General features: G+C 71.3%; 21 protein-coding genes. 8 read left to right on the forward strand and 13 right to left on the reverse strand.

Annotation, left to right across the window (positions count from 1 at the left end; genetic code table 11):
• Positions 1-5 precede the first annotated feature (5 nt).
• Positions 6-908, forward strand: a complete 903-nt coding sequence (locus AC07TY_RS06980; protein ID WP_494785046.1) for a phosphogluconate dehydrogenase C-terminal domain-containing protein — start codon at positions 6-8, stop codon at positions 906-908.
• A 64-nt stretch (positions 909-972) separates the two neighbouring features.
• Positions 973-1,713: an alpha/beta hydrolase gene (locus AC07TY_RS06985; protein WP_494784816.1), complete on the forward strand. Its 741-nt coding sequence runs from the start codon at positions 973-975 to the stop codon at positions 1,711-1,713.
• A gap of 3 nt (positions 1,714-1,716) precedes the next feature.
• On the opposite strand, the gene AC07TY_RS06990 is transcribed toward AC07TY_RS06985, so the two are convergent.
• On the reverse strand, positions 1,717-2,613 hold the full coding sequence (locus tag AC07TY_RS06990; protein ID WP_494784817.1) for an SDR family oxidoreductase: 897 nt from the start codon (positions 2,611-2,613) through the stop codon (positions 1,717-1,719).
• Between the two features lie 94 nt (positions 2,614-2,707).
• On the opposite strand from AC07TY_RS06990, the gene AC07TY_RS06995 reads away from it, so the two are divergent.
• Positions 2,708-3,274: a TetR/AcrR family transcriptional regulator gene (locus AC07TY_RS06995; protein ID WP_123505445.1), complete on the forward strand. Its 567-nt coding sequence runs from the start codon at positions 2,708-2,710 to the stop codon at positions 3,272-3,274.
• 225 nt (positions 3,275-3,499) lie between these two features.
• Here AC07TY_RS06995 and AC07TY_RS07000 read toward each other — a convergent pair whose 3' ends face one another.
• The 4 genes from AC07TY_RS07000 to AC07TY_RS07015 form a co-directional block, all read right to left on the reverse strand.
• Positions 3,500-6,004, reverse strand: a complete 2,505-nt coding sequence (locus AC07TY_RS07000; protein WP_123505444.1) for a glycoside hydrolase family 65 protein — start codon at positions 6,002-6,004, stop codon at positions 3,500-3,502.
• A complete protein-coding gene (locus tag AC07TY_RS07005) occupies positions 6,001-6,792 on the reverse strand; it encodes an HAD family hydrolase (protein WP_494784818.1) in 792 nt (263 codons plus the stop codon). The genes AC07TY_RS07000 and AC07TY_RS07005 overlap by 4 nt, the downstream gene beginning before the upstream one ends.
• Before the next feature lie 159 nt (positions 6,793-6,951).
• Positions 6,952-7,737: a hypothetical protein gene (locus AC07TY_RS07010; protein ID WP_123505442.1), complete on the reverse strand. Its 786-nt coding sequence runs from the start codon at positions 7,735-7,737 to the stop codon at positions 6,952-6,954.
• 68 nt (positions 7,738-7,805) lie between these two features.
• Complete coding sequence (locus AC07TY_RS07015) at positions 7,806-8,672, reverse strand: aldo/keto reductase (RefSeq protein WP_123505441.1); 867 nt, start codon at positions 8,670-8,672, stop codon at positions 7,806-7,808.
• A gap of 111 nt (positions 8,673-8,783) precedes the next feature.
• Here AC07TY_RS07015 and AC07TY_RS07020 point away from each other — a divergent pair, with 111 nt between their 5' ends.
• On the forward strand, positions 8,784-9,674 hold the full coding sequence (locus AC07TY_RS07020) for a VOC family protein (RefSeq protein ID WP_494784819.1): 891 nt from the start codon (positions 8,784-8,786) through the stop codon (positions 9,672-9,674).
• A 117-nt stretch (positions 9,675-9,791) separates the two neighbouring features.
• Complete coding sequence (locus AC07TY_RS07025) at positions 9,792-10,406, forward strand: TetR family transcriptional regulator (RefSeq protein ID WP_123505440.1); 615 nt, start codon at positions 9,792-9,794, stop codon at positions 10,404-10,406.
• Here the strand turns inward: AC07TY_RS07025 and AC07TY_RS07030 are convergent.
• Positions 10,390-10,995 carry a TetR family transcriptional regulator C-terminal domain-containing protein gene (locus tag AC07TY_RS07030; protein WP_123505439.1) on the reverse strand — a complete coding sequence of 202 codons (606 nt, stop codon included), beginning with the start codon at positions 10,993-10,995 and terminating at the stop codon, positions 10,390-10,392. The genes AC07TY_RS07025 and AC07TY_RS07030 overlap by 17 nt on opposite strands.
• 50 nt (positions 10,996-11,045) lie before the next feature.
• On the opposite strand from AC07TY_RS07030, the gene AC07TY_RS07035 reads away from it, so the two are divergent.
• Positions 11,046-12,176, forward strand: a complete 1,131-nt coding sequence (locus AC07TY_RS07035) for a nitrilase-related carbon-nitrogen hydrolase (protein WP_494784820.1) — start codon at positions 11,046-11,048, stop codon at positions 12,174-12,176.
• Positions 12,176-13,228 (forward strand): agmatine deiminase family protein, encoded by a 1,053-nt coding sequence (locus tag AC07TY_RS07040; RefSeq protein ID WP_494784821.1) that lies wholly within the window; start codon positions 12,176-12,178, stop codon positions 13,226-13,228. The genes AC07TY_RS07035 and AC07TY_RS07040 overlap by 1 nt, the downstream gene beginning before the upstream one ends.
• A 25-nt stretch (positions 13,229-13,253) precedes the next feature.
• On the opposite strand, the gene AC07TY_RS07045 is transcribed toward AC07TY_RS07040, so the two are convergent.
• The 6 genes from AC07TY_RS07045 to gabT form a co-directional block, all read right to left on the reverse strand.
• Positions 13,254-13,931, reverse strand: a complete 678-nt coding sequence (locus AC07TY_RS07045; protein WP_494784822.1) for an MBL fold metallo-hydrolase — start codon at positions 13,929-13,931, stop codon at positions 13,254-13,256.
• Positions 13,932-13,951: 20 nt separating this feature from the next.
• Positions 13,952-15,514 (reverse strand): APC family permease, encoded by a 1,563-nt coding sequence (locus tag AC07TY_RS07050; RefSeq protein ID WP_494784823.1) that lies wholly within the window; start codon positions 15,512-15,514, stop codon positions 13,952-13,954.
• Positions 15,515-15,658: 144 nt separating this feature from the next.
• The gene (locus AC07TY_RS07055) at positions 15,659-17,038 is read right to left on the reverse strand and encodes a flavin monoamine oxidase family protein (protein WP_494784824.1); all 1,380 of its coding nucleotides are present in this window, start codon (positions 17,036-17,038) and stop codon (positions 15,659-15,661) included.
• A gap of 75 nt (positions 17,039-17,113) precedes the next feature.
• Positions 17,114-18,535 carry an aminobutyraldehyde dehydrogenase gene (locus AC07TY_RS07060; protein WP_488624656.1) on the reverse strand — a complete coding sequence of 474 codons (1,422 nt, stop codon included), beginning with the start codon at positions 18,533-18,535 and terminating at the stop codon, positions 17,114-17,116.
• Positions 18,536-18,548: 13 nt separating this feature from the next.
• Positions 18,549-20,036, reverse strand: a complete 1,488-nt coding sequence (locus AC07TY_RS07065) for an NAD-dependent succinate-semialdehyde dehydrogenase (protein ID WP_494784825.1) — start codon at positions 20,034-20,036, stop codon at positions 18,549-18,551.
• A complete protein-coding gene (gene gabT, locus AC07TY_RS07070) occupies positions 20,033-21,403 on the reverse strand; it encodes a 4-aminobutyrate--2-oxoglutarate transaminase (protein ID WP_488624654.1) in 1,371 nt (456 codons plus the stop codon). The genes AC07TY_RS07065 and gabT overlap by 4 nt, the downstream gene beginning before the upstream one ends.
• 131 nt (positions 21,404-21,534) lie before the next feature.
• On the opposite strand from gabT, the gene AC07TY_RS07075 reads away from it, so the two are divergent.
• On the forward strand, positions 21,535-23,046 hold the full coding sequence (locus tag AC07TY_RS07075; protein WP_494784826.1) for a PucR family transcriptional regulator: 1,512 nt from the start codon (positions 21,535-21,537) through the stop codon (positions 23,044-23,046).
• 7 nt (positions 23,047-23,053) lie between these two features.
• On the opposite strand, the gene AC07TY_RS07080 is transcribed toward AC07TY_RS07075, so the two are convergent.
• Positions 23,054-24,097, reverse strand: coding sequence for a phosphotransferase enzyme family protein (locus tag AC07TY_RS07080; protein WP_494784827.1), 1,044 nt, complete (start codon positions 24,095-24,097; stop codon positions 23,054-23,056).
• Between the last annotated feature and the right edge of the window lie 34 nt (positions 24,098-24,131).

The following is a 24,131-nucleotide window of genomic DNA, read 5'->3' on the forward strand; positions in this document are numbered from 1 at the left end:
CCGACATCCTCGACACCACCCCATCCGTCACCTACGCCGACGGCCAGGGTGCGCCCGACATCACCGTGGCGGTCATCGGCGCCGGCGGCAAGATGGGCCAGCGCGTCTCGAACAACCTCGCCAAGAGCTCGTATACGACGCTGTACTCGGAGGCATCGCCGAACGGCGTCGCCCACATCGAATCGCTGGGCCGCACCGTCACGCCGACCGACGACGCCGTGAGAGACGCCGACGTGGTGATCCTCGCCGTCCCGGACGTCGTGCTCGGCCGCGTCTCCGAGTCGGTCGTTCCGCAGATGAAGTCGGGCGCCATCATCCTGACGCTCGACCCGGCCGCCGCCTACGCAGGACTCCTGCTCGCCCGCGAGGACATCCACTACGCCGTGGCGCACCCCTGCCACCCGAGCGTCTTCCTCGAGCGCACCACCAAGGAGGAGTGGGCCGACACGTTCGGCGGCGTCGCGGCTCCGCAGGAGGTCATCGCCGCTCTCGAGGGCGTCGACGAGTACTCCCCGGTGCGCGAGCTGGCCACCCAGGTCATCTCGACCATCTACGCGCCCGTCATCGCGGTGCACTACGTCACGGTCAAGCAGCTCGCCGTGCTCGAGCCGACCCTCGTCGAGACGATCGCCTGCATGATCGGCGCCTTCCTGAAAGAGGCCCTCGAAGAGACCGTCGACGGCGTCGGCGTGCCCTACGAGGCTGCCCGCGCGATGCTCTACGGCCACACCTGGATCGCCCTCACCAACGGCCTCCGCGGCTCGAACCCGTTCTCGGACGCCTGCCACATCGCCATGGACTACGGCCGCGAGTCGATCGTCAAGGACGACTGGAAGAAGATCTTCGACGACAGCCAGCTCGACACCGTCATCGCCAAGATGCTGAAGATCGACGCGGTGAAGCGCTGACCCGTTGATCCGCTGACCCGTTGATCCGCTGACCCGCTGATCCGAAGCGCCGTAGGGTAGAGCAATGGCCCGGCGCGCAGGAACTCGACTCCTCACCGTCGGCGTCACCGTGGTGGTCGTCCTCGCCGTCTTCGCGACGGCCTTCCTGGTCTACGCGAACCAGGTCATGCCGGGGGAGCGCAGCGCCGCCCTCACGGTGTGGCGCGACGACCGCGTCGCCGTGCGCGACGCCGGCGACAGCGTCGTGATGACGCCGACCGGTGCGTCCGACGGGGTCGGAGTCGTGTTCATCCCCGGCGCCAAGGTCGACCCCTACGCGTACATGGTGACCTTCCGCGACGTCGTGGCCGCCGGCACCACCGTCGTCATCACGAAGCCGACGCTCAACCTCGCGTTCTTCGACACCCGGCCCCTGTCGACGTTCGAGGCGCACGCGCCCGGCGTCACGACCTGGGCCGTCGGCGGCCACTCGCTCGGCGGGGTCCGCGCCTGCCAGCTCGCCGAGACCGGCGACACGAGAGGGCTCCTCCTGCTCGGCAGCTACTGCGCCAACGACCTCGCCTCGTCGGGGCTCGACGTGCTGAGCCTGGCGGGGAGCCGTGACGGGCTGTCGACTCCGGCGAAGGTGGGTGCCGCCAGGAAGTTCCTGCCGTCGGATGCGTCGATGGTGACGATCCGGGGTGCGAGCCACGCCAGCTTCGGGGCGTACGGGAAGCAGCCGGGCGACAACACGCCGACGCTGTCGCGCGCCGCGGTCGATCGGCAGATCACGGCGCGCGTCGAGGCCTGGGTCTCCGGCCTCTAGCGATCACCCCGTGTAGGCACCCGCCAGGATGTCGTCGACGAGCGTCGGGCCGGTCGGCGTCCAGTCGAGGAGCTGGCGGGTCGCCGCGCTGCTGGCGGCGAGGTCCATGCCCCAGAACAGGCCGATGAAGCCGCCCATGCTGGCCTGCGACTCCTCTGATGTGAAGGAGCGCGCCTCGAGGCCGAGTGACTGGGCGATCGCCGCGGCGATGTCCCTGCTGGCGACGCTCTCCTCGCCGACGGCGTGCAGAGCAGCGCCCGCGGGCGCCTTCTCGAGGCCGAGGCGGATCATGCGCGCGGCGTCGGCCACATGGACCGCGGCCCAGCCGGTGGAGCCGTCGCCGACATAGCCGGCGTAGCCGTTGCGCTTGGCGGCGTCGGTGATGATCGCCATGAAGCCGTGGTCGCGCATGCCGTGCGTGGTCGGCGAGAAGCGGAGGCTGATCGACTTCACGCCCTTCTCGACGTAGTCGAAGGCGAGGTTCTCGGTGCCGCCGCGGGGTGCGTCGGGGCCGACGGCCGGCGACGAGTCGGTCTCGAGGGCGGGCCGGCCCTGCGCGAGCCCGGCGACTCCCGAGGCGAGGAGCATGGCCTTGCCGGTGCCCGCGAGGGTGTCGCCGAGGGTCTCGACGGCGGCGCGCTCGGCGCGGTTGGTCTCGACCGGGTCGCCGAAGTCGTGCTTGTTGGCGAGGTGGACGACCGCGTCGGCCGCCTCGGCGCCGGCACGCAGGCCGGCCAGGTCGTCGAGGTCGCCCCGCAGGACGGTGGCGCCCTTGGCCTCGAGGGCTGCCGCGGAGGCGTCGGAGCGGGCGAGGCCCGTGACGTCGTAGCCGTGGCTCAGGAACTCGTCGACGGTGTGGGAGCCGATCCAGCCGGATGCTCCGGTGATGAAAACACGCATGTCATCTCCTAGTGATGTCAGTGACGGACATCAACAACTGTACGCCCGATGTCAGGATCTGTCATCACCCGGTCGAGACCCGTATCATCGGAGAATGGGTCGATGGGAACCGGGCGGCAGCGACCGCCTTCGCGAGGCGGCACTCGAGCTCTTCCTCGAGCGGGGCTACGAGCAGACGACCGCCGCCGAGATCGCGCAGAGCGTCGGCCTGACCGAGCGCACGTTCTACCGGCACTTCCCCGACAAGAAGGAGGTGCTGTTCGGCGGCTCCGTCGAGTTCCGAGCGACCATGGTCGACTCCGTCCTCGGCGTGCCGGAGGGGCTCGCACCCCTGGAGGTCGTGGCGCGCGCGCTCGCCTCGGCGACGGAGTTCTTCCCCGACGAGCGCCGCGAGTGGTCGCGGAAGCGCTGGCAGGTGCTGTCGGTGAACCCCGGCCTGATGGAGCGCGAGCTGCTGAAGATGGCCGACGTCGCCGCCGGCATCGGGGCGCGGCTGCGCGAGCGGGGCGTGCCCGAGCCCGCCGCGACGCTGGCCGCCGAGTCGGGGATGACGGTGTTCCGGGTCGCGTTCGACGTCTGGCTCCAGCCCGGCGAGCGGCGCTCGATGGCCGAGATCGAGGGCGAGATGTTCGCCGCGCTGGGGGCGGTCGTCGGGGTGTAGGCGGAGTTCCTGCGCGGATGCGGCTCTGCGCTGTGGGGGTGTGCCGGGAAGGCCGGGGGCCCGCCGAATCGGCACGGCCCCGCCGAATGGACGGCGGGGTCGAGCCGAAACGGCGGGGGTTCGGTGCCGAGGGGGCGGGGTCGAGCCGGAACGGCGGGGGTGCGGCGCCGACGGGTGGGGCCGAGCCGGAACGGCGGGGGTGAGCCCCGCGCCCGCCGCACCGACCTAGGTCGTGACGTCGATGTCGATGTCGCTCCGGTCGACCGAGATCGTCGGGATCGACGCCGTGACGACCGAGCCGTCGGGGCGCAGCATCCCGCGGAGGTCGCTGGTCGTCGGGGGAGCGGTCTCGATCCGCGGACCCTGGTTCGGCAGCGCGACGGTCACCGGCGAGCCGGCGACGACCTCGATCTTCTCGTGGACGACGTGCACCGTGACCTGGGTGCCCTCCTCGATGGTGAAGGTGATGTCGGACTGCGTCACGTCGACCCGCATGCGCGAGCCCTTGACGGTCATCTTGTACGTGAGGCGCTCCCAGTCGGCCGGGAGGCGCGGGTTGAACGTGAGGCGGCCGGAGTGGTCGCGCATGCCGCCGAACCCGAACACCATGGCGCTCCAGATGCCGCCGGTCGACGCGACGTGCACGCCGTCGGAGGTGTTGTGGTGCAGGTCGGCGAGGTCGACGAACAGCGCCGACAGGAAGTAGCTGTGGGCGAGCTTGTAGTGGCCCACCTCGGCCGCGATGATCGACTGCACGACGGCCGACAGCGTCGAGTCGCCGGTGGTCAGCGCGTCGTAGTACTCGAAGTTGCGGCGCTTCTCGGCGGGCGTGAACTCGTCGCCCTGGAGGAAGAGCGCGAGCACGACGTCGGCCTGCTTGAGCACCTGGAATCGGTAGATGACCAGCGGGTGGTAGTGGAGCAGCAGCGGTCTCTTCGACGCCGGGGTCGAGTCGAGGTCCCAGAGCTCCTTGTCCAAGAACTGGGCGTCCTGCGGGTGGATGCCGCGGTGCGGGTCGAACGGGATCTCCATGGCGTCGGCGGCGGCGCGCCACCCGCGGATCTCGTGCTCCTGAAGTCCGACGCGCGTCACCATGCGCTCGTAAGCGACAGGGTCGTTCGCCATCAGCTCTTCGCAGATGCGCACGGCCGACCAGAGGTTCGCCCGCGCCATGACGTTCGTGTAGAGGTTGTCGTCGACGACCGTGGTGTACTCGTCGGGCCCGGTGACTCCGTCGATGTGGAACTTCTGGTCGCCGTTCGAGCGCCAGAAGCCGAGGTCGGCCCAGAGCCGCGCCGTCTCGACGAGGATGTCGACGGCGCCGCGGGCGAAGAAGTCCTCGTCGCCGGTGGCGGCGACGTACTGCATCAGCGCATGCACGATGTCGGCGTCGATGTGGTACTGCGCTGTGCCGGCCGCGTAGTACGCGCTCGACTCGAGGCCGTTGATGGTGCGCCACGGGAAGAGCGCGCCGCGCTGGTTGAGCTCGCTCGCCCGGTCGCGTGCAGCGGGGAGCATGCCCTCGCGGAAGCGCAGGACGTTCCGGGCGACGTTCGGCGCCGTGTACGACAGGAACGGCATGACGTAGATCTCGGTGTCCCAGAAGTAGTGACCGCCGTAGCCGGAGCCCGAGACGCCCTTCGCGGCGACGCCCTGGCCGTCGGTCCGGGCCGAGGCCTGCGCGAGCTGGAAGATGTTCCAGCGGACGGCCTGCTGCAGGATCGGGTGGCCGGGCAGCTCGACGTCGCTGCGCACCCAGAAGTCGTCGAGCCAGTCGCGCTGCGCCTGGAAGATCTCCTCCACCGGCGTCTCGGCGGCGCGGTCGAGGGTGCGGTCGCAGCGGTCGGCCAGCTCGCGCGGCGGCACGCCCCGCGACGAGTGGTACGTGATGGCCTTGATCATGCGGATCGGCTTGCCGGCCTTCGCCTTGACCCGGTAGACGTGCTTAGCCAGGTCGTCGTCGATCTGCGTCGACTGCGACCACTCGTTCTCGGTGTCGAGCGTGTGCTCGGCGCCGACGGCGATCGTCATGCCCGAGTTCGAGGTGCGGTAGCCGAGCACGTAGCGGGTGCCCTGGACCTTCTTGTACGACGGCTGCAGGACTCGCGCCGTGAAGCTCTCGGCCTTGCGGGGGTCGAAGGTCGCGGCGGCGCGCATGCCCGCGTGGTACTCGTCGCCGAGGTCTTGGCGGTTGAGGATCTGGCTCGAGATCAGGATCGACGCGTCGGCGTCGAGGACTGTCACCTCGTAGTCGATGACGGCGAGGTGGCGGTCGGTGAACGACACGAGGCGCCGGCTCGTCAGCCGCACGAGCTTGCCGGACGGCGTGCGCCACTCGATGTCGCGCACGAGCACGCCGTCGCGGAAGTCGAGTCGACGGGTGTACTTCAGGATGTCGGCCTCGCTCAGCACGAACGGCTCGTCGTCGACGTAGAGGCGGACCACCTTGGCGTCAGGCGCGTTGACGATCGTCTGGCCGACGCTCGCGAACCCGAACGCCTCCTCCGCGTGGCGGATCGGCCAGGTCTCGTGGAAGCCGTTGATGAACGTGCCGTCGGCGTGGCTGCCGCGCCCCTCGTCGAAGTTGCCGCGCAGGCCGAGGTAGCCGTTGCCGACGGCGAAGATCGTCTCGGTGACCCCGTGGTCTTCTGCGTGCTCGGCCTCGACGAACGCCCACTCGTCGAGCGGGAAGCGGTTGCGGTCGAGGGGGTCTTCGGTGATGACGGTCATGCGCGGTTCTCCGTGGCGGTGGTGTCGAGGGGTTCGCTGACGGGGCCGACGAGCTCGTCGAGGTCGGTCACGACGAAGTCGGCGCCGAAGTCGAGCAGGGCTGCGGCGCCGACGCCGCGGTCGACGCCGAGCACGAGGCCGAACGCCCCGGCGCGGCCGGCCTGGACTCCCGACTGGGCGTCCTCGACGACGACGCAGTCGGCCGCGGTCAGGCCGAGGCGGCGGGCGCCGTCGAGGTAGGTGTCGGGGGCGGGCTTGCCCGCGAGGCCCTCGGCGGCCGCGACCTCGCCGTCGACGACGACCTCGAAGTACGAGCTCAGGCCGGCCGCGGCCAGCACGGGCACGGCGTTGCGCGAGCTCGAGACGACGGCGACCTGGTGACCCGACGCGATGGCCGCGCGCAGGAACTGCAGCGACCCCGGGTACGGGGTCACCCCGTTCTGCGCCAGCTCCGCCGCGAACACCTCGTTCTTGCGATTGCCGAGCCCGCACACCGTGTCGGCGTCGGGGGCGTCGTCGGGCGCGCCCTCCGGCAGAGTGACGCCGCGGCTGGCGAGCATCGACCGGACGCCGTCGTAGCGGGGCTTCCCGTCGACGTAGTCGAAGTAGTCGGCGTCGGTGTACGGCGCCGCCCCGGGAACGTGCTCGGTCAGATAGGTCGAGAACAGCGTCGCCCAGGCGCGCATGTGCACCTCGGCGGTCGGCGTGAGGACGCCGTCGAGGTCGAACAGGATGCCGGGGAGGCGGCGAAGCGCCGCGGCGTCGCGGGGCGCGGAGGAAGAGGGCACGAAGCGGGGGATCCCTTCGAGATCGAAGTCGCCTGGAGAGGGCGGAAACGTCGGCGTTTCGATGGAGCGGACATGATCGGTGGACCGGGGGCTCGGGAACCGCCGCTCGTCAAGTCTGGCACGCCGGACCGCCGCCCACTAGTGACGGATGGCCGAGCGTCAGTTCTGGTCGACGCCGCCCATGCCCTCGAGCGCGGCGGTCAGGATCGTGCCGACGGCGTCGGGCAGCACGTGGTGGTTGAGGTAGATGCCCTCGAGCCAGGACAGCACCTCGTCGGCGGGGAGGCCGACGGCGGTCCAGTCGATCCCGGGCAGGGCGCTGGTGACGGGCAGCTCGGTCGCAGGATCGAGGCGCGCCTCGGCGATCGCGACCTCCGCGGCGCCCTCCGACGCCGACCACAGCAGCGCTATCGGATGATGCTCGCCGTCGATGTGCTCGTGGTCGACAGCGCCGCTGCCGAGCCAGGGGAGCGTGAGCAGCTCGCCCTCGATGTCGACGGAGATCAGGTCGAGCTTCGTGGGCTCCTCGACCTCGCAGATGTAGAGGTCGAAGCCCTCGTCGTGCCAGGCCGCGGCCTCCTCGACGTCTTCGAGCAGGTCGGGCATGCGCTGGTGGAACTCCGCCAGCAGGATGGACGCCCACGACAGGATCTCGTCGGTCGCCGCCGGCGGCCACGGACTCCGATCCGCTTCGGCGCCATTGCCGCGATGGAAGTGGTAGTCGATGCCGCCGTCCACGGTGTCGAGGTGGATCTGGCCGCTGTCGAACTCGACGGCGAGGCTCGAGTGGCCCGTCTCGTCGTCCCAGTCGCCGAAGAGGTCGGGCGTGCCGAGGCCGGCCGCCTTCTTCCAGGTGGCGGGGCCGATCGCCGCGGCCGTCTTTGGGCCGAGGTTCAGCACCGCCTGGAACCGTGTCGTCGGAAGGCGGAGACTCATGTCGGTCACGGGTGGATCCAATCGCTCGGCTTCGAGACTAGTCGACGCCGAGCGACCGGATCTCCGCGGCCCGGGCCCTACGCGATGGCGTTCAGCTCGGCGAACTCGGCGTCGCTCAGCTCGATCTCGGCACCGTGCATGTTGTCTTCGAGGTGGGCCACCGTCGACGTGCCGGGGATCGGCAGCATGACCGGCGAGCGCTTGAGGAGCCAGGCGAGTGCGAGCTGCGCCGGCGTGGCCTGCTTCTTCTCTGCGATCTCGGCGAGCGGACTTCCCTCCGCCGCCAGCGACCCGGTCGCGAGCGGGAACCACGGGATGAAGCCGATGCCGTGCTCGGTCGCGTAGTCGAGCAGCTTCTCGGACGACCGGTCGGTCAGGTTGAACAGGTTCTGCACCGACACGATCGTCGCCACCTTCTGAGCCTGCTCGAGCTGCTCCACCGAGACCTCCGAGAGGCCGATGTGGCGGATCTTGCCTTCGTCCTGCAGCTTCTTCAGCTCGCCGACCTGGTCTTCGAGCGGCACCTTCTCGTCGATGCGGTGCAGCTGGTACAGGTCGATCCGCTCGAGGCCGAGCCAGCGCAGGCTCATCTCGGTCTGCTGGCGGAGGTACTCGGGGCGGCCGACCGGCGGCCACTCGTTCGGTCCGGACCGCGTGAGCCCGCCCTTGGTCGCGATGACGAGGTCGTCGGCATAGGGCTTGAGCGCCTTGGCGATCAGGGGCTCGGCGACGGCCGGGCCGTACGAGTCGGCCGTGTCGATGAAGTTGACGCCGAGCTCGACGGTTCGGCGCAGGACGCGGATCGCCTCGGCCTCGTCTTTCGGCGGACCCCAGACGCCGGCGCCGGTCAGCTGCATGCTGCCGTAGCCGAGGCGGTTGACGGTGAGGTCGCCGCCGAGGTCGAACGTGCCGGAGGCCTGCGCGGGAAGAGATTCGAGTGTCATGGAGTGGGTACCTTCCGTTCGGGGACAGGAGCAGTCAACGCCTCGTCCCATGGGGGCGCACTCAGCTACAATTAGTTGTCGGTACAACTAATTGGGTGTATTCTCGGTGACATGTCCACAAGCTCCTCGGGAACCAGCGCCCTCGACCTCCTCGCCGCCGACACGTCGATGGGCGCCGTCACCCTCCGCGTCGCCGATCTCGACGCCATGACGGCCTACTACCGCGACGCCGTCTCGCTGGCCGTGCTCGCCCAGGAGCCCGAGCGCAGCGTCCTCGGCCGTGTCGGCGTCCCGATCGTGATCCTCGAGCACGCCCCCGAGCTGCGTCACGCCGGCCCTCGCCAGGCCGGGCTGTTCCACACCGCGATCCTCTTCGAGACCCAGGCCGACCTCGCGTCCGCCGTCTACTCGGTCGCCTCCCGCTACCCGGACTCCTTCACCGGCAGCGCCGACCACCTCGTCAGCAAGGCCTTCTACTTCGACGACCCCGAGGGCAACGGCATCGAGCTCTACTGGGACCGCGAGCGCACGAGCTGGAGCTGGACCCACGGCCAGATCGACATGGCGACCCTCGCTCTCGATCCGAACGCCTTCCTGAGCGAGAACCTCGCCGAGCAGGCGTTCGCCGAGGCCGCCAGGCGCCCCGCGACCGTCGGCCACGTGCACCTCAGCGTCGGCGACGTGCCCAGCGCCCGCCGCTTCTACGTCGAGCAGCTCGGCTTCGAGGCGACCACCGAGTTCGGTCCGCAGGCGCTGTTCGTCAGTGCCGGCGGCTACCACCACCACATGGCCATGAACACCTGGCAGAGTGCGGGCGCGGGTCGCCGGCAGCTCGCCCTCGGGCTCGGCCTGGTCCGCATCCAGGTGCCCGGAGCCGACGACCTCGGCGCGCTCGGCGAGCGGCTGGCGCACTACGGCGTGGCCACCGCCGACGACGGCCGCCTGCTCGGGTTCGACGACCCGTGGGCGAACCGCATCGAGGTGTCGGTCACGGCGCAGTAGCGCGGCGGCGGTCGGACGGTCGGCGGGCTGCGAGTTCCTGCGCCCGCCCCGCGAACCCGGCGTCTACCCCCGAACCGGCGCTGGCGACGCGGAGGGACCGGGTCTAGCATCCCCGGCATGGGCATCCGCGAAGACCGGCGCCGCGCCACCGTGGCGCGGATCCTCGCGGCCGCGGGCGCCGAGTTCGAGGAGCGCGGCTACGAGTCGGCGTCGTACGGGTCGATCGCGACGCGGGCGGGCGTGGCGAAGAGCCTCGTCAGCTATCACTTCGCCACCAAGGCCGACATGGCCGCGCGGGTCGTCGCCGAGGCGTTTCCGCAGGGGACCTTCCTGAACACCGAGCCGTCGCCCGACGGCCCGCTCTCGGACATCGTGCAGTCGACCGCCGAGGTGGCGCGCGCGTTCACGACCAACCCGCTGGCCCGCGCGAGCCTGCGCCTGGTCAACGAGCAGAGCCTCCAGGATCCCGCCGCTCCCCGCCCCTATGTCGGCTGGGTCGCCCGCATGTCGGACGATCTCCGCGCCGCCGCGGCACGGGGTCTCATCACGATGGGCGTCGACACGCACCGTGAGGCGACGATCCTGGTCGGGCTCTTCGTGGGCATCCGCTACGTCACCGACACGCTCGACGAGCGCGACGCGTTCGTCGACCTGGCCGTGACGACGATCCGTCAGCGGCTGGTCTTCCTCGGGGCCGACGAGGCGTCCCTGCCCGCTACTGCGGCTCAGTGAGCGCGCCCGCGGGCAGCCCCAGCGCCGTCTCCATCGACGTGAACACCACTGCCGACCGCTCGGACGCCTCGCGGTAGCCCACCAGCGCGTACGCCGTCGTGCTGTCGAGCAGAGCGAACATCTGCAGCGACACCAGCTCCGGCGTCGCCGTCGCGAACGCGCCCTCGGCGATCCCGGCGGCAAGGATCTCGTCGGCCAGCGCGCTCCACTCGCCCATCAGCGAGCGTGTCGCGGCGGCCAGCGTCGGCGAGCGGCGGCCGAGGCTCCACGCGTCGGCCCAGAGCGACGACACGTCGTCGCGCCCGGGGGCGAGGAGGGTCGCGAGCACAGACCGCAGCCTTCCGAGGGCGGGCCCGTCACCGGCCAGACGGGCGACCTCGTCGAGCTCCGCCCGTGCCAGCTCGTCGAAGGTGCGCGCCACGAGCGTCTCCATCGACGGCTCGTAGTGCGCCACCAGCCCCGAGGCGACACCGGTCTCGGCCGCCACCGCACGGAGGGTCACCGCGCCGAGCCCCTCGCGCAGGGCGACGGCGCGAGCGGCCGCGGCGATCTCGGCGCGGCGCTCAGCGGGTGGTCGGCGAGAAGGCATCCCTGAATCGTAGCCTTCCCTTCCGCGCTTGTTGATCGTATGATCAACAAATGCAGCTCATCGTCGCTCCAGTGCTCCCGTCGCCGCTCGCCGCCCCCGTCTCCGCCGAATCGGCGCGTGCCCCCGTCCGCGTCGCCCTCGTGCAGATGCGCTGGCACGCCGACCCCGCCGAGCATGTCGCCGAGCTCGACGAGGGCATCCGGCTCGCCGCGGCCGAGGGTGCCGAGGTGGTCTTCCTGCCCGAGCTGACGCTGCGGCGCTACCCGGGCGACACCCCCGCGACCGGCCGGCCGGTCGACGACGCCGAAGACCTGCACGACGGGCCCACCGCGACCTTCGCGCGCGAGGCGGCGATGCGGCACGAGCTGTTCGTCCACGCGTCCCTGTACGAGCGGCCCGCCGCGTCGATGGGGATCGCCGGCGACCCGCGGGGCTTCAACACCGCGATCCTCGCCTCGCCGACAGGCGAGATCGTGGCCGCCACCCGCAAGACCCACATCCCGATCAGCGCGGGCTACTACGAAGACACCTACTTCCAGCCGGGGCCGTCCGCCGACGCCTATCCCGTGCACGATCCCGCGGGCCTCGAGGCCCGTCTGGGCCTCCCCACCTGCTGGGACGAGTGGTTTCCCGAGGTGTCGCGCAGCTACGCGCTCGCCGGCGCCGAGGTGCTCGCCTACCCCACCGCGATCGGCTCCGAGCCGACCTTCCCCGACTTCGACACCAGCGGCATCTGGCGCCACGTCATCGTGGCGAACGGCATCACCAGCGGCCTGTTCATGGTCGTGCCCAACCGCTGGGGCGACGAGGGGGACATCGCCTTCTACGGGTCGTCGTTCATCTCCGACCCGTTCGGGAGGATCCTCGCCGAGGCGCCGCGCGACGCCTCCGCCGTGCTGGTGGCCGACCTCGACATCGCCCAGCGCGAGGAGTGGCTGCGGCTGTTCCCCTTCCTGCTGACGCGGCGGCCCGACACGTACGGTGCCCTCGTCGCGCCGGTCGACCCGGTGGCGCACGGGTACGGGGCGGTGGAGGCGGCGGCGGAGGCGGTCTCGTCGTCGCCGTCTGGCCCTGAAGCATCTGGCCCCGAAGCATCTGGCCCCGGATCACCCGGCCCCTCTTCGCCGGGCCCCGGATCGTCGGGCGTCGAGCCCTCGGGCGCAGGATCGGCAGCCCTCTGATGGGCTGGCGCATGCCGGCCGAGACCGAGCCGCACGACCGCACCTGGATGGCCTTCCCGCGCGAGGGCTTGACGCTCGGCGACGATCCGGCCTCCGCCGAGGAGGCCCGCGCCGCCTGGGCAGCGGTGGCCCACGCGACCGCCGAGTTCGAGCCGGTCACCGTCGTCGTCGACCCGTCGGCGCTCGCGGATGCGCGACGGCACCTCTCCGCCGCCATCGACATCGTCGAGGCGCCGCTCGACGACTTCTGGATGCGCGACATCGGGCCGACGTTCGTGGTGCCGGCGGGGGCGGCCGACTTGTCGCCCGCGCCCGCGCCCGGCCTCGGCGCCGTCGACTGGATCTTCAACGGCTGGGGCGCGCAGGCCTGGGCCGAGTGGGGGAGCGACGGCGAGATCGCCCGTGTCGTCGCCGAGCTCGCCGGCGCCGAAGTCATTCCGTCGCTCCTGGTCAACGAGGGCGGCGCCATCCACGTCGACGGCGCCGGGACCGTGCTGGTCACCGAGACCGTGCAGCTCGACCCGGGCCGCAACCCGCACGCCGACCGCGCCCGAGTCGAGGCCGAGCTGGCACGCACCATCGGCGCGACCCATGTCGTGTGGCTGCCGCGGGGGCTGACCCGCGACTACGAGGAGCTGGGGACCCGCGGCCATGTCGACATGGTCGCCGCGATGCCCTCGCCCGGGCGGGTGCTGCTCCACGCCCAGACCGACACGGGGCACCCGGACCACGCGGTGAGTGCGGCGTCGAGGGAGTTCCTGCGCGGGCAGACGACCGCGAGCGGAACGCCGTTCGAGGTGATCGACCTGCCGGCCCCGTCAGGGCTCCGGGACGACGAGGGCGTCGTCGACCACAGCTACGTCAACCACCTCGTCGTGAACGGCGGGGTCATCGCCTGCGGGTTCGGCGATCCGGCGGCCGACGACCGTGCCGCCGGGATCCTCGCCGAGGAGTACCCGGGCCGCCGCGTCGTCACGGTCGACGCCCTCCCGATCTTCGCGCGCGGAGGTGGCATCCACTGCATCACGCAGCAGCAGCCCTCCCTGCCCTGACGCTCTCGCCCTTTCGCCCGCGACGTCAGCGCGCGAGCGCGGCCAGCGCCCGCCGGTCGGCGGCGAGCCGCGCCAGCGGTTCCGCCGTCGGCGAGCCGTGGCCCGGGACGAGCAGGGCGGCAGCCGCTGCGAAGGGCTCGAGGGCGTCGAGACCCTCGGCGTAGGCGGCGAGCGGGTCGGGACCGTCTTCGGGAAGGGGCGGCTCGACGTCGCTGAGCATGTCGCCCGCGAGCAGGACGCGTCGGGTCGGCAGCCAGAGTGCGGTGTGGCCCGGAACGTGGGCGTCGTGCACGACGAGCTCGACCCGCGGACCCGGCCACGGCACGGCGGGGGCGGCGAGTTCCTGCACCCGGGCCACCAGGGGGACGAGCTCGGCGGGCCACGGACCGAGCTCGGCGAGGAGCGCCGCACGGCCCTCCGGCGAGGTCGAGCGGCGGACGGTCTCGGGCGACGCCCACCGCGGCACGTCGCCGAAGCGCGGGTGCCACAGCAGGTGGTCGAAGTGCGCGTGCGTCGAGAAGCCCGCCTCGACGGTCAGGCCGAGGGTGTCGAGGTCGTCGGCGAGCGACTCGACCTCGTCGACCTCCCACGCCGGGTCGACGAGGAGCGCCCGACCGCCGGGCCCGACGACCACGGTGGTGGTCGTCGAGTCGCGGCGGCTGGTGGCGACGAGGATCCCGTCGGCGACCTCGACGAGGCGCACGGGGGCGTCCGTCTTCGTCGTCAGTGGAACGTCGGACCGAGTTCGGCTTTGGCCTTCTTCAGCTCCGCCTCCATCGTGAGGTTCTCGCGGCGGGTCTTCGTTCCGAGCGCCCAGAACACGACGCCGAGCACGATGAACGCGAGCACCGGCAGCAGCTCGGTCAGGAGGTACAGGCCGCCCTCGCTCGCCTTCCAGCCGTCCGGGCGGAAGTCTTTGCCGAACCAGTCGAACCCGGCGCCGGGCGCCATCAGCTGGACGACGGCGAACGCGAGCGTGACCATCAGCAGGATCGTCAGGAAACGGTGCGCGGGCATCCTGTAGGGGCGCGGAGTGTCGGGGTGGCTGCGACGGAGCTTCCACAGCGACGGGAAGATCAGCAGGTAGCTGATCAGCGTCGTCGAGATCGTCACGCCGAGCACGGCGGTGAAGAACTTGTACGCGTCGCCGCCCGTGATCGAGGTGGCGAGGATCAGCACGAGCGTCGAGACGATGCCGCTGAAGATGTTGACGCGGACCGGCGTGCCCAGCTTGGCGTTGATGACGCCCAGCGAGCGGGGAGCGGCTCCGTCGTAGCCCGACACCGCCAGGGCGCGGTCGGAGCCCATGATCCAGGTGACGCCCGACGTGAGCACGCAGATCACGACGACGATGCCGGCGACCCCGCCGAGCACCGCTCCGGCACCCGTGAGGGTCGGGACGCCGTCGGAGGCGATCGAGCCGCCGTACACGGTGAAGACCGACTTGATCGCGTCGACGAAGCCGCCGAGGCTGGTGACCTGGTCGGCAGGGATCACGAGCAGGATGCCCAGGATCGGGACCGCGTAGAGGAGGAACGAGAAGGCGGCCCCGCGCGCGATCGCGAACGGTACGTCGGCCGTGGAGTCCTTCATCTCCTCGCCGGCGCTGTTGGGCAGCTCGAACCCGACGAAGTTGAACAGCAGCACGCCGATGAGCCCGACGAAGCCGCCGGCGGTGGGGAGGAAGCTGCTGGCGCCGAGACCGTGGACGCCGTTCTGGACGCCGTAGGCGATGACAGTGATCACGAAGACGCCGAGCAGCACGAAGCGGGCGAAGGCGCCGACGGTGGTGATCCACTTGCCGACGCGGAACGACAGGACCGCGGCCAGCACGGCGACCCAGATGAACGGCACCGTGATCAGGTAGTAGACCGGCGTGGAGAAGTCCTTGCCGCCGTTGAAGAACTCCCGCAGCGCGTAGGCCGCGACGCCGGCGAGCGTTCCGCCGAGCCAGACCGGGTTCGTGATCCAGTACAGGACGTTGTTGATCGCGCCGACCAGGTGGCCGAAAGCCATCCTGGTCCACAGGTAGGGGCCGCCCTGCTGCGGGAAGGCGGTGCCGAGCTCCGAGAAGAGGAGCGCCTGCGGCACGAAGAAGATGATCGCGAAGATCACCATCCAGGTGAAGGCCTCGCCGCCTGCCGCCGCGACCGCGGCGATCGTGTCGACCCCGACGATGGTGCAGATCAGGAAGAACAGGATGTCGAACCGGCCGAAGTGCTTCTTCAGCTTGCTGCTTTCGGTGGCCGCCGGAGCGACCGCCTGCGTGTCGAAGTCGAGTGCCATGGGTGCCGAGCTTCTTTCAATCGGGACGGTCGGGTGCGCCGTCGAGGTTGCGGGAAGGGGTGGAGCAGGGCAGAGCGTGGTGCAGGAGGTGCGCGTGCGGGTGGTCGTTCGAGTGCGGGCGGAGACGGTGGAGCGGAGCGGCGGCTAGGGGGTGACCCCTGCCGTCGCCGGAAGCGACGCCGCGATCTCGGTGCCGAGGCGATGCCCCATGCGGATCGCGCCGTCGACGTGCTGGAAGCCGAGACCGGCGATGTCGCTCGAGCCGAAGCGGATCGGGCCGACCGCCGAGTGCTGATCGGCACCGTACCGCGTGAGTCCGCCCAGGTCGAAGCTGGCCGCGTAGGCCCCCTGGGTCCACTCTTCGGCGGCCCAGTCGCTCTCGTAGTAGACGACCGGCTCCAGTGCCGCGGGGCCGTAGTAGGCGGCGAGGGAGCTCAGGATCTCGGCCCGGCGCTCGTCGGGCGAGAGCGCGAACAGGCGGTCGGCCTTCTCGTCCGAGACGAAGCCGACCAGCGTGCCCCGCGTCTCGCCGTGGTTGCTGTTGTCGTAGGCCTCGTGGACGAGCTGATAGGGGCTGAACGCCGTGCCCGAAAGGCCCGACTCGCGCCAGAACGGGGTCTCGTAGGTCGCGTGGACCTTGATCACGAGACCGAGCGAGAGGTGCTGGTGCAGCTGCTGGCGTCGGCGCGGCAGCGGCGGGTCGTAGGCGATGCGGTTGTAGAGGTTCGGCGGGACGGCGACCAGCGCCCGCTTCGCCTCGACCCGCAGCGAGTCCGTGACGGCGGTGACCCCGTCGGCGCCCCACTCGAGCGTGCGGACGGCCTCGTCGAGGTGCACGTCGCCGCCGAGTCGTGCCGCCAGGGCCAGCGGCACGCTCTGCAGGCCTCCGACCACGCGCTTGTCGAGGATGAAGTCGGCGTCGACGAGGTTGGAGAAGCTGCCGGCGCTCGCCGCCATGAGGAGGGCCTGCAGTGCCGAGAAGGCGTGGGCCGGCTTCGTGAGCATCGCGTCGGCGATGAAGAGGGCGATGTTGTCGCGGGCCTCCTCGTCGTCCGACTGAGTGGCCAGCCAGTCCTTGAACGAGACGTGGTCGAGCTCGACGGCACGCGGGTGGTTCCACGGTGCGTCCGGGTCGGTCTGCGCGGTCAGCTCGTCGAGCACCTCGATCAGGCGCTCGATCTCGCTCTCGGTCGTCTTCGACGCCGGGAAGATGTCTCCGGTGAAGCGCTTGGGCTCGCCGTCGCGGCCGACGTAGACGCTCTCGCCGTCGCGGAAGCGCGAGTACGTCTCGAGCCCCAGCTCGTCGAGGGTGGCTATGAGCGCCGTCTGGTCGGGAGAGACCCACTGGCCGCCGATCTCGAACATCTGGCCGTCGATGTCGTTGGTCCACAGGCGTCCGCCGACCCGGTCGCGGGCCTCGAGCACGATGACGCTGTGGCCGGAGCGGACGAGGTCGGTCGCGGCGGTCAGGCCGGTCGCGCCGGCACCGATGACGACGACGTCGCAGGTGAGGGTGGTGGTCATGCTGATCTCCTTGGGGCAGAGCTGACATACGGTGCGTGGGCTGTCATGGGTGCCCATCGGCGGCGCTCGGCGTCGTCAATGGGCGCTCATGACGTGCTTCACCCGCGTGTAGTCGTCGATCGAGTACCGCGACAGGTCTTTGCCGTAGCCGGACTCCTTGAAGCCGCCGTGCGGCATCTCCGCCGCCAGCGGGATGTGGGTGTTGATCCAGACGCAGCCGAAGTCGAGGTCGCGCGCGAACCGCTCGGCGGTCTGGTGCTGGTTCGTCCAGACGCTCGATGCGAGCGCGTACCGCACGCCGTTCGCCATCTCGAGGGCCTCGTCGTCAGTGTCGAAGGCCTGCACGGTGAGCACCGGGCCGAACACCTCGTCTTGGACGATCGAGTCCGTCTGCTCGACGTCGGCGACCACCGTCGGGGCGTAGTAGTAGCCGACGCTGCCGACCCGGAAGCCGCCGGTGCGGACCGTCGCGTGATCGGGCAGCGCCTCGACGGCGGCCGAGACGGCGGCGAAGTGACGGGCGTTGTTGAGGGGTCCGTAGAACGCCTCGTCGGAGTCGCCGGTGATCGTGGCCTCGGCAGCCCGCACGAGCGCGTCGACGAAGGCGTCGTGGATCGAACGGTGCACGATGACGCGGGTCGCGGCCGTGCAGTCCTGGCCGGCGTTGAAGAAGGCGGCCTGGGCGATCGCCTCGGCAGACGCGTCGATGTCGACGTCGGGGAAGACGACGACGGGTGCCTTGCCGCCGAGCTCGAGGTGGACCCGCTTGAGCCCCGCTGCGCCCGAGGTCGCGACCGCGCGGCCCGCACGGACGCTGCCGGTGATCGCGACGAGGCCCGGAGTCGGGTGCTCGGTGAGGAGCGAGCCCGTCGAGGCGTCGCCGAGCACGACGTTGAAGACGCCGTCGGGCAGGATGCCGCGGGTGAGGTCGGCCAGCACGAGCGTCGACTCGGGGGTCGTGTCGCTGGGCTTCAGCACGATGGTGTTGCCGGCGGCCAGGGCCGGGCCGATCTTCCAGAGCGCCATCATCAGCGGGTAGTTCCACGGGGTGACCTGGGCAACGACGCCGATCGGCTCGCGCCGCACCGACGAGGTCAGCCCCTCCAGGTACTCGCCCGAGGCGACGCCGTCGAGCATCCGCGCGGCGCCGGCGAAGTACCGGATCTGGTCGGCCCCCACCGCGACCTCCTCGGCCGCGATCGTCGCCTTCGGCTGGCCGGTGTTGCGGGCCTGGGCTTCGACGAGGTCGTCCGAGCGGGCCTCGAGCGCGTCGGCCAGCGCGAGCAGCGCCTTCTGGCGGACGCTCGGCGTGGACCGCTTCCAGCCGGGCAGCGCGGCGTCGGCCGCGGCCATCGCGGCGTCCACGTCGGCCGCGACCGAGACCGGCGATACCGCGACGACCTCCTCGGTGCGCGGGTCGACGACGTCGATCGTCGCATCGCCCTGGGCGGGTACGAACTCGCCGCCGATGAAGTTCTGCAGTGGCTCAAGAGGCATGGATCGCTCCGGTTCAGGCGTCGTCGGAAGTGGTCAGCGGAACGAACGTGTACGACGTGTCGAGGTACTCGTGGATGCCCTGAGCGCCGCCCTCGCGTCCGAGACCCGACGACTTGACGCCGCCGAAGGGCGCGGCCGCGTTCGACACGACGCCGGAGTTCAGACCGAGCATGCCGGAGCGGAGCGAGGCGATCAACCTCTGGCCCCGCGCGAGGTCCGTGGTGAAGGCGTATGACACCAGGCCGAACTCGGTGTCGTTCGCCATCGCGACGCCCTCCGCCTCGGTCTCGAAGGTCGCGATCGCTGCGACAGGCCCGAAGACCTCCTCGCGGAGGAGTCGCGTGCCCGGCTGGATGCCGGTGAGGACGGTGGGCTCGAAGAAGGTGCCCGGCCCGTCGACGGCCGAGCCGCCCGAGACCACGGACGCGCCGCGTGAGACGGCGTCGCCGACGAGTTCGGCGCTCTTGCTGACCGCCGCCTCATTGATGAGCGGGCCGATCGAGACGCCGTCCTCGGTGCCGCGGCCGACGCGGAGCGCCTCGACGCGCGCCGTCAGTCGGGCGGCGAACTCGTCGGCGACCCCCGACTGCACGAAGAAGCGGTTGGCGGCGGTGCAGGCCTCGCCGATGTTGCGGAACTTGGCGAGCATGGCCCCGTCGACCGCCTTGTCGAGGTCGGCGTCGTCGAACACCAGGAAGGGCGCGTTGCCGCCGAGCTCCATGGAGGTGCGGAGCACGTTGTCGGCCGCCTGCTTCAGCAGGATCTTGCCGACCGGGGTCGAGCCGGTGAAGCTCACCTTGCGCAGGCGGTCGTCGGCCATGACGGCGGATGAGACGCCGGACGCGTCCGTGGTGGTGACGACGTTGACGACACCGGCGGGCGCTCCCGCCTCGATCAGGATCGCCGCGAACGCGAGGCTCGTGAGCGGCGTCAGCTCGGCCGGCTTGAGCACCACGGTGCACCCGGCGGCCAGCGCCGGCGCGATCTTGCGCGTGGCCATCGCGAGCGGGAAGTTCCACGGCGTGATCAGGAAGCAGGGCCCGACGGGGCGATGCGACACGATCGTCGTGCCCGTACCCTCGGGGTTCGTCCCGTAGCTGCCCGAGATGCGGACGGCCTCCTCCGAGAACCAGCGCAGGAACTCCGCGCCGTACGTGACCTCGCCCCTCGCCTCTGCGAGCGACTTGCCCATCTCGAGGGTCATGAGCAGCGCGAGGTCGTCCGCGCGCTCGATGGTCAGGTCGAACGCGCGCCGCAGGATCTCGCCTCGCTTGCGGGGCGGGGTCGCCGCCCACTCGTCGGCGGCCCCGACCGCGGCGTCGAGCGCGGCGACGGCGTCTGCGGGCGAGGCGTCGGCGACCTGCGCGAGCGTCTCGCCGGTGGCGGGGTCGACGACGCCGAACGTCTCGCCGCCGGTGGCGTCGCGCCAGACGCCGTGGATCAGCAGCCCGGTCGGGATCGTCGCGAGCAGCTCGGCTTCGCGAGTCGTCGTGATGGTCATGCGGCCTCCAATGCCTGGGCGACCACGTCGAGCCCTTCATGCAGGAGCGCGTCGCCGATCGAGAGCGGCGGCAGGAACCGGATGACGTTGCCGTAGGTGCCGCAGGTCAGGAGTATCACCCCGGCGGCATGACTGGCGGCCGCCACACGGGAGGTGAGGGCCGCGTCGGGCTCGCCGGTCGCGGGGTCGACGAGCTCGACGGCGATCATGGCGCCTCGTCCGCGCACGTCGCCGATCCGCCGATCGGAGGCCTGGAGCTCCGAGAGCCGGGCCTTCATGATCTGCTCGATCTCGCCGGCCCGGGCGACCAGCCCGTCGTGCTCGTACGACTCGATGGCGGCGAGAGCCGCCGCGCACGCGATCGGGTTGCCTCCGTAGGTGCCGCCGAGTCCGCCGACGTGCGGGGCGTCCATGATCTCGGTGCGGCCGGTGACGGCCGAGAGGGGCAGGCCGCCCGCGATGCCCTTGGCGGTGACGATGAGGTCGGGGACGAGCCCCTCGTGCTCGCTGGCGAACATGGCGCCGGTGCGGGCGAAGCCGGTCTGCACCTCGTCGGCGATGAACACGACGCCGTTCGCCGTCGCCCACTCGGAGAGCGCGGTCAGGAAGCCCGGCGCGGGGACGATGAAGCCGCCCTCGCCCTGGATCGGCTCGATGATGATCGCGGCCGTGCTGGCCGCGCCCACCTGCTTCTCGATCATGGCGATCGCGCGCTTCGCGGCCTCGGGGCCGGAGAGCCCGTCGTGGAACGGATACGACAGCGGCGCCCGGTAGATCTCGGGGGCGAACGGTCCGAAGCCGCTCTTGTAGGGCATCGACTTGGCGGTCAGCGCCATCGTCAGGTTGGTGCGCCCGTGGTACGCGTGGTCGAATGCGATGACCGCGGGTCGCCCCGTGTACGAGCGCGCGATCTTGACGGCGTTCTCGACCGCCTCGGCGCCCGTGTTGAAGAGCGCCGTGCGCTTGTCGTGATCGCCCGGCGTCAGTCGGTTGAGAGCTTCGGCGACGTCGACGTAGGAGTCGTAGCCGGTGATCATGAAGCAGGTGTGCGTGAAGCGGTCGACCTGCTCGTGCACGGCGGCGACCACCCGGGGGGCCGCATTGCCGACTCCGGTGACGGCGATGCCCGTGCCGAAGTCGATGAGGCTGTTGCCGTCGACGTCGACGAGCACGCCGCCGCCCGCGACGTCGGTGAAGACGGGGAGGGTGATCCCGACGCCGCGGGCCACCGCCGAGTTCTTGCGGGCGAGGAGCTCGCGCGATCGGGGGCCGGGGATCTCGGTGACCAGGCGGCGTTCCTGCGGGAGAGAAGGCCCCCCGACGTGAGCGCGGCCGTCGCTGGACAGCCGGGAGTCGACGAGCGTCATGGCGCCTCCTAGAAAACGGTGGATCGGTTAGACGAGACACTAGGGAGAGAGCGCACCCCCGGCGATGCCGTTTCGGCAGGACTGTGGACAACCGGTGGCCCGAGCGGCAATCGGGGGATAGCCTGTGGCGCGTGCAGACCACCACGCCTCCCACTGTCCGAGGCCTTCTCGCCGAGCCCGCCCTGCGGCTGATCCCGCGCCTGACCGGCGACGGGCGCGACACCGAGATCGACTGGGTGCACAGCTCCGACCTCGTCGACCCGACGCCGTTCCTGACCGGCGACACGATGCTTCTCACGACGGGGACGCAGTTTCCGCTCGACGACGCCGACGAGTTCTACGCCGACTACGTCGACCGTCTCGTCGCGGCCGGTGCCGTCGCGCTCGGCTTCGGCCTCGAGGTGATCCGCGAGGGCACCCCGCAGCCGCTCGTCGACGCCTGCGCAGCCCGCGGCGTCACCCTGGTCGAGGTGCCGTACGAGGTGCCGTTCATCGCGCTGATCCGCTGGGTCGCCGACCGGATCGCCGCCAGGGAGCACGAGCGCGACGCGTGGACGCTCGGCGCTCAGCGGGCCGTCTCGGTCGCCGCCCTCACCGCAGGAACCCTGGTCGCCGTCGTGCGCGCGCTCGCCGAGCAGGTCGAGGGCGCGGTCGTCATCCTGTCGTCGACCGGCGACGTCGTCATCGAGGAGAACGCGCGCGGCACCGGGCTCGACGCCCTCGTCGCCGAGGGGCGGAGGATCCTCGGGCGCGGCTCGCGGGCCAGCGTCGAGACGACCCTGCCGGGCTGGCCGGGCTTCGCGACGACGCAGACGCTCGGCCCGCGCGGCGGACTCCGCGGGGCCATCGGCGTGGCCGGGGCCGGCCGCAACGACGTCGCCATGCAGGCCGTCGTCACCAGCGCGGTCGCGATCGTCGAGGTGCTGCTCCGCTACGGCGACGCCGAGCGCCACCTCGAGCAGCGGCTCGGCGCCGTCATCGTGCGGCTCCTGCTCGACGGGCACCTCCCGGGCGCCGTCGCGGCGGCCGCCGAGTTCGACGCCGAGATCCCCGACGCGCTCCGGGTCGGGGTGGTCGTGCTGGCGAGGTCCTCGCAGCCGTCCGAGCGCTGGCGGCTCGTCGACGCGCTCACTCGCAGGCACCTCGCCTTCGCCGACGCCATGGCCGAGCGCATCGTCTTCCTGCTGCCGGCGGCATCGACCGACGACCTGTCCCGGCTCGTCGACACGACGCCGGCGCTGGCCGTCCTGCCGATCGGCCTGTCGTCGGTGCTCGCGCCCGTCGAGGCCGCCACGGGGCTCGCTCAGGCGACGCGGGCGCTCGGTCAGGACCCCAGGGCCGGCCTGCACGTCTTCGGCGACTCGGCGGCGGGACTGCTCGACGACCTGTGGTCGCCGGCGGCCGAGAGCCTCGCCAGGCGACGGCTCGGGGCCCTCGACGGCGAGCCGGGCGACCTCGTCGCGTGCTCGCGGCTCTGGCTCGACCACAACGGGCACTGGGAGTCGGCGGCGCGCGAGGCGGGCCTGCACCGGCACACGCTCAAGGCCCGCATCGCGAGAGTCGGCATCCTGCTCGATCTGGATCTCGAGTCGTTCGCCGGGCGGGCCGAGCTGTGGGCGCTGCTTCAGGCGTCGCGGGCCTGACGAAGCGCTAGGCGCCGACCAGCCACAGCGGGTCGGCGAGGTAGCGGGCGCCGACCTCGACCGTGCCGGGCATGTTCTCGTCCCAGAGGTCGGCGGGCAGTGCGTCGGCGCGGTGCGTGGTCGCCCAGCCGAGCATCGTGAGCCGGCGCATCAGCGAGAGCGACCCCGCGACCTCGAGGTCGTCGCGTGACAGCGGTGCCACCTCGCGGTAGCCGTCGAGCCAGCGCGCGCCCATCTCGAGGGCGGCGGGCCGGTGCTCGTAGAAGGTCAGCGCCGAGCCGAAGTCGTAGAGGTAGAAGCCGTACCCGCAGTCGTCGAAGTCGATGATCGTCATCGCGCCCTCGTGCGTCATGACGTTCGACGGGCGGAGGTCGGAGTGGATGAGGCCCCAGTGCTGCGGCGTCCTCAGGATTCCCGACAGCGTGGCGCGGGCCGAGTGCTCCGCCCGCTCCAGCACGGCGCGATCCGCCTGAGTCAGCGGCGCGCTCCGCCAGTCGCCCCAGCGCGCCAGCCCGCCCGTCATGTCGTCGAGCGACCAGTCGAAGCGCTGGAACCCGGCCGGCGACTCCCAGCCGCGGGAGTGCTCGTGCAGCTGCGCGGTCAGCCGGCCGATCTCGACGAAGTGGTCGGCGAAGTCGATCTGATCCTCGAGGATGGTGCCGGTCACGAAGTCGAACCCGACGGCCGTCCAGGCGGCCCCGGTGTCGTCGGTCAGGAACTGCACCAGGTCGCCGTCCGCCCCGTGTCGCGGCGACGGCGTCGGCACCCCCGCGTCGCGCTGCAGGGCCTCCACCCAGAGCAGCTCGCTTCGCACGTGCTCGACGCTCACCGCGTACCCGGGGCGGCCCAGCCGGACGACCAGGCCCGGCACGCCGTCCACCGCCACCTTGAACGTGATGTTCTCCGAGACGGCGATCAGCGTGACGGTCGTGCGCTCCGGGGGCAGGGCCCAGCGGCCGCACACGCCGGCGTGCACCCAGGAGGGGGCGTCGTCGCCGCGGCCCACGTGATCGAAAGCCGCGAGCGAACCCGCCATCTGCTCGCTCGTCATGAGACAGAAACCTAGGGGCGGGGCGCAGGAACTC

The organism is Frondihabitans sp. GW821-FHT04F02 (assembly GCF_059420045.1).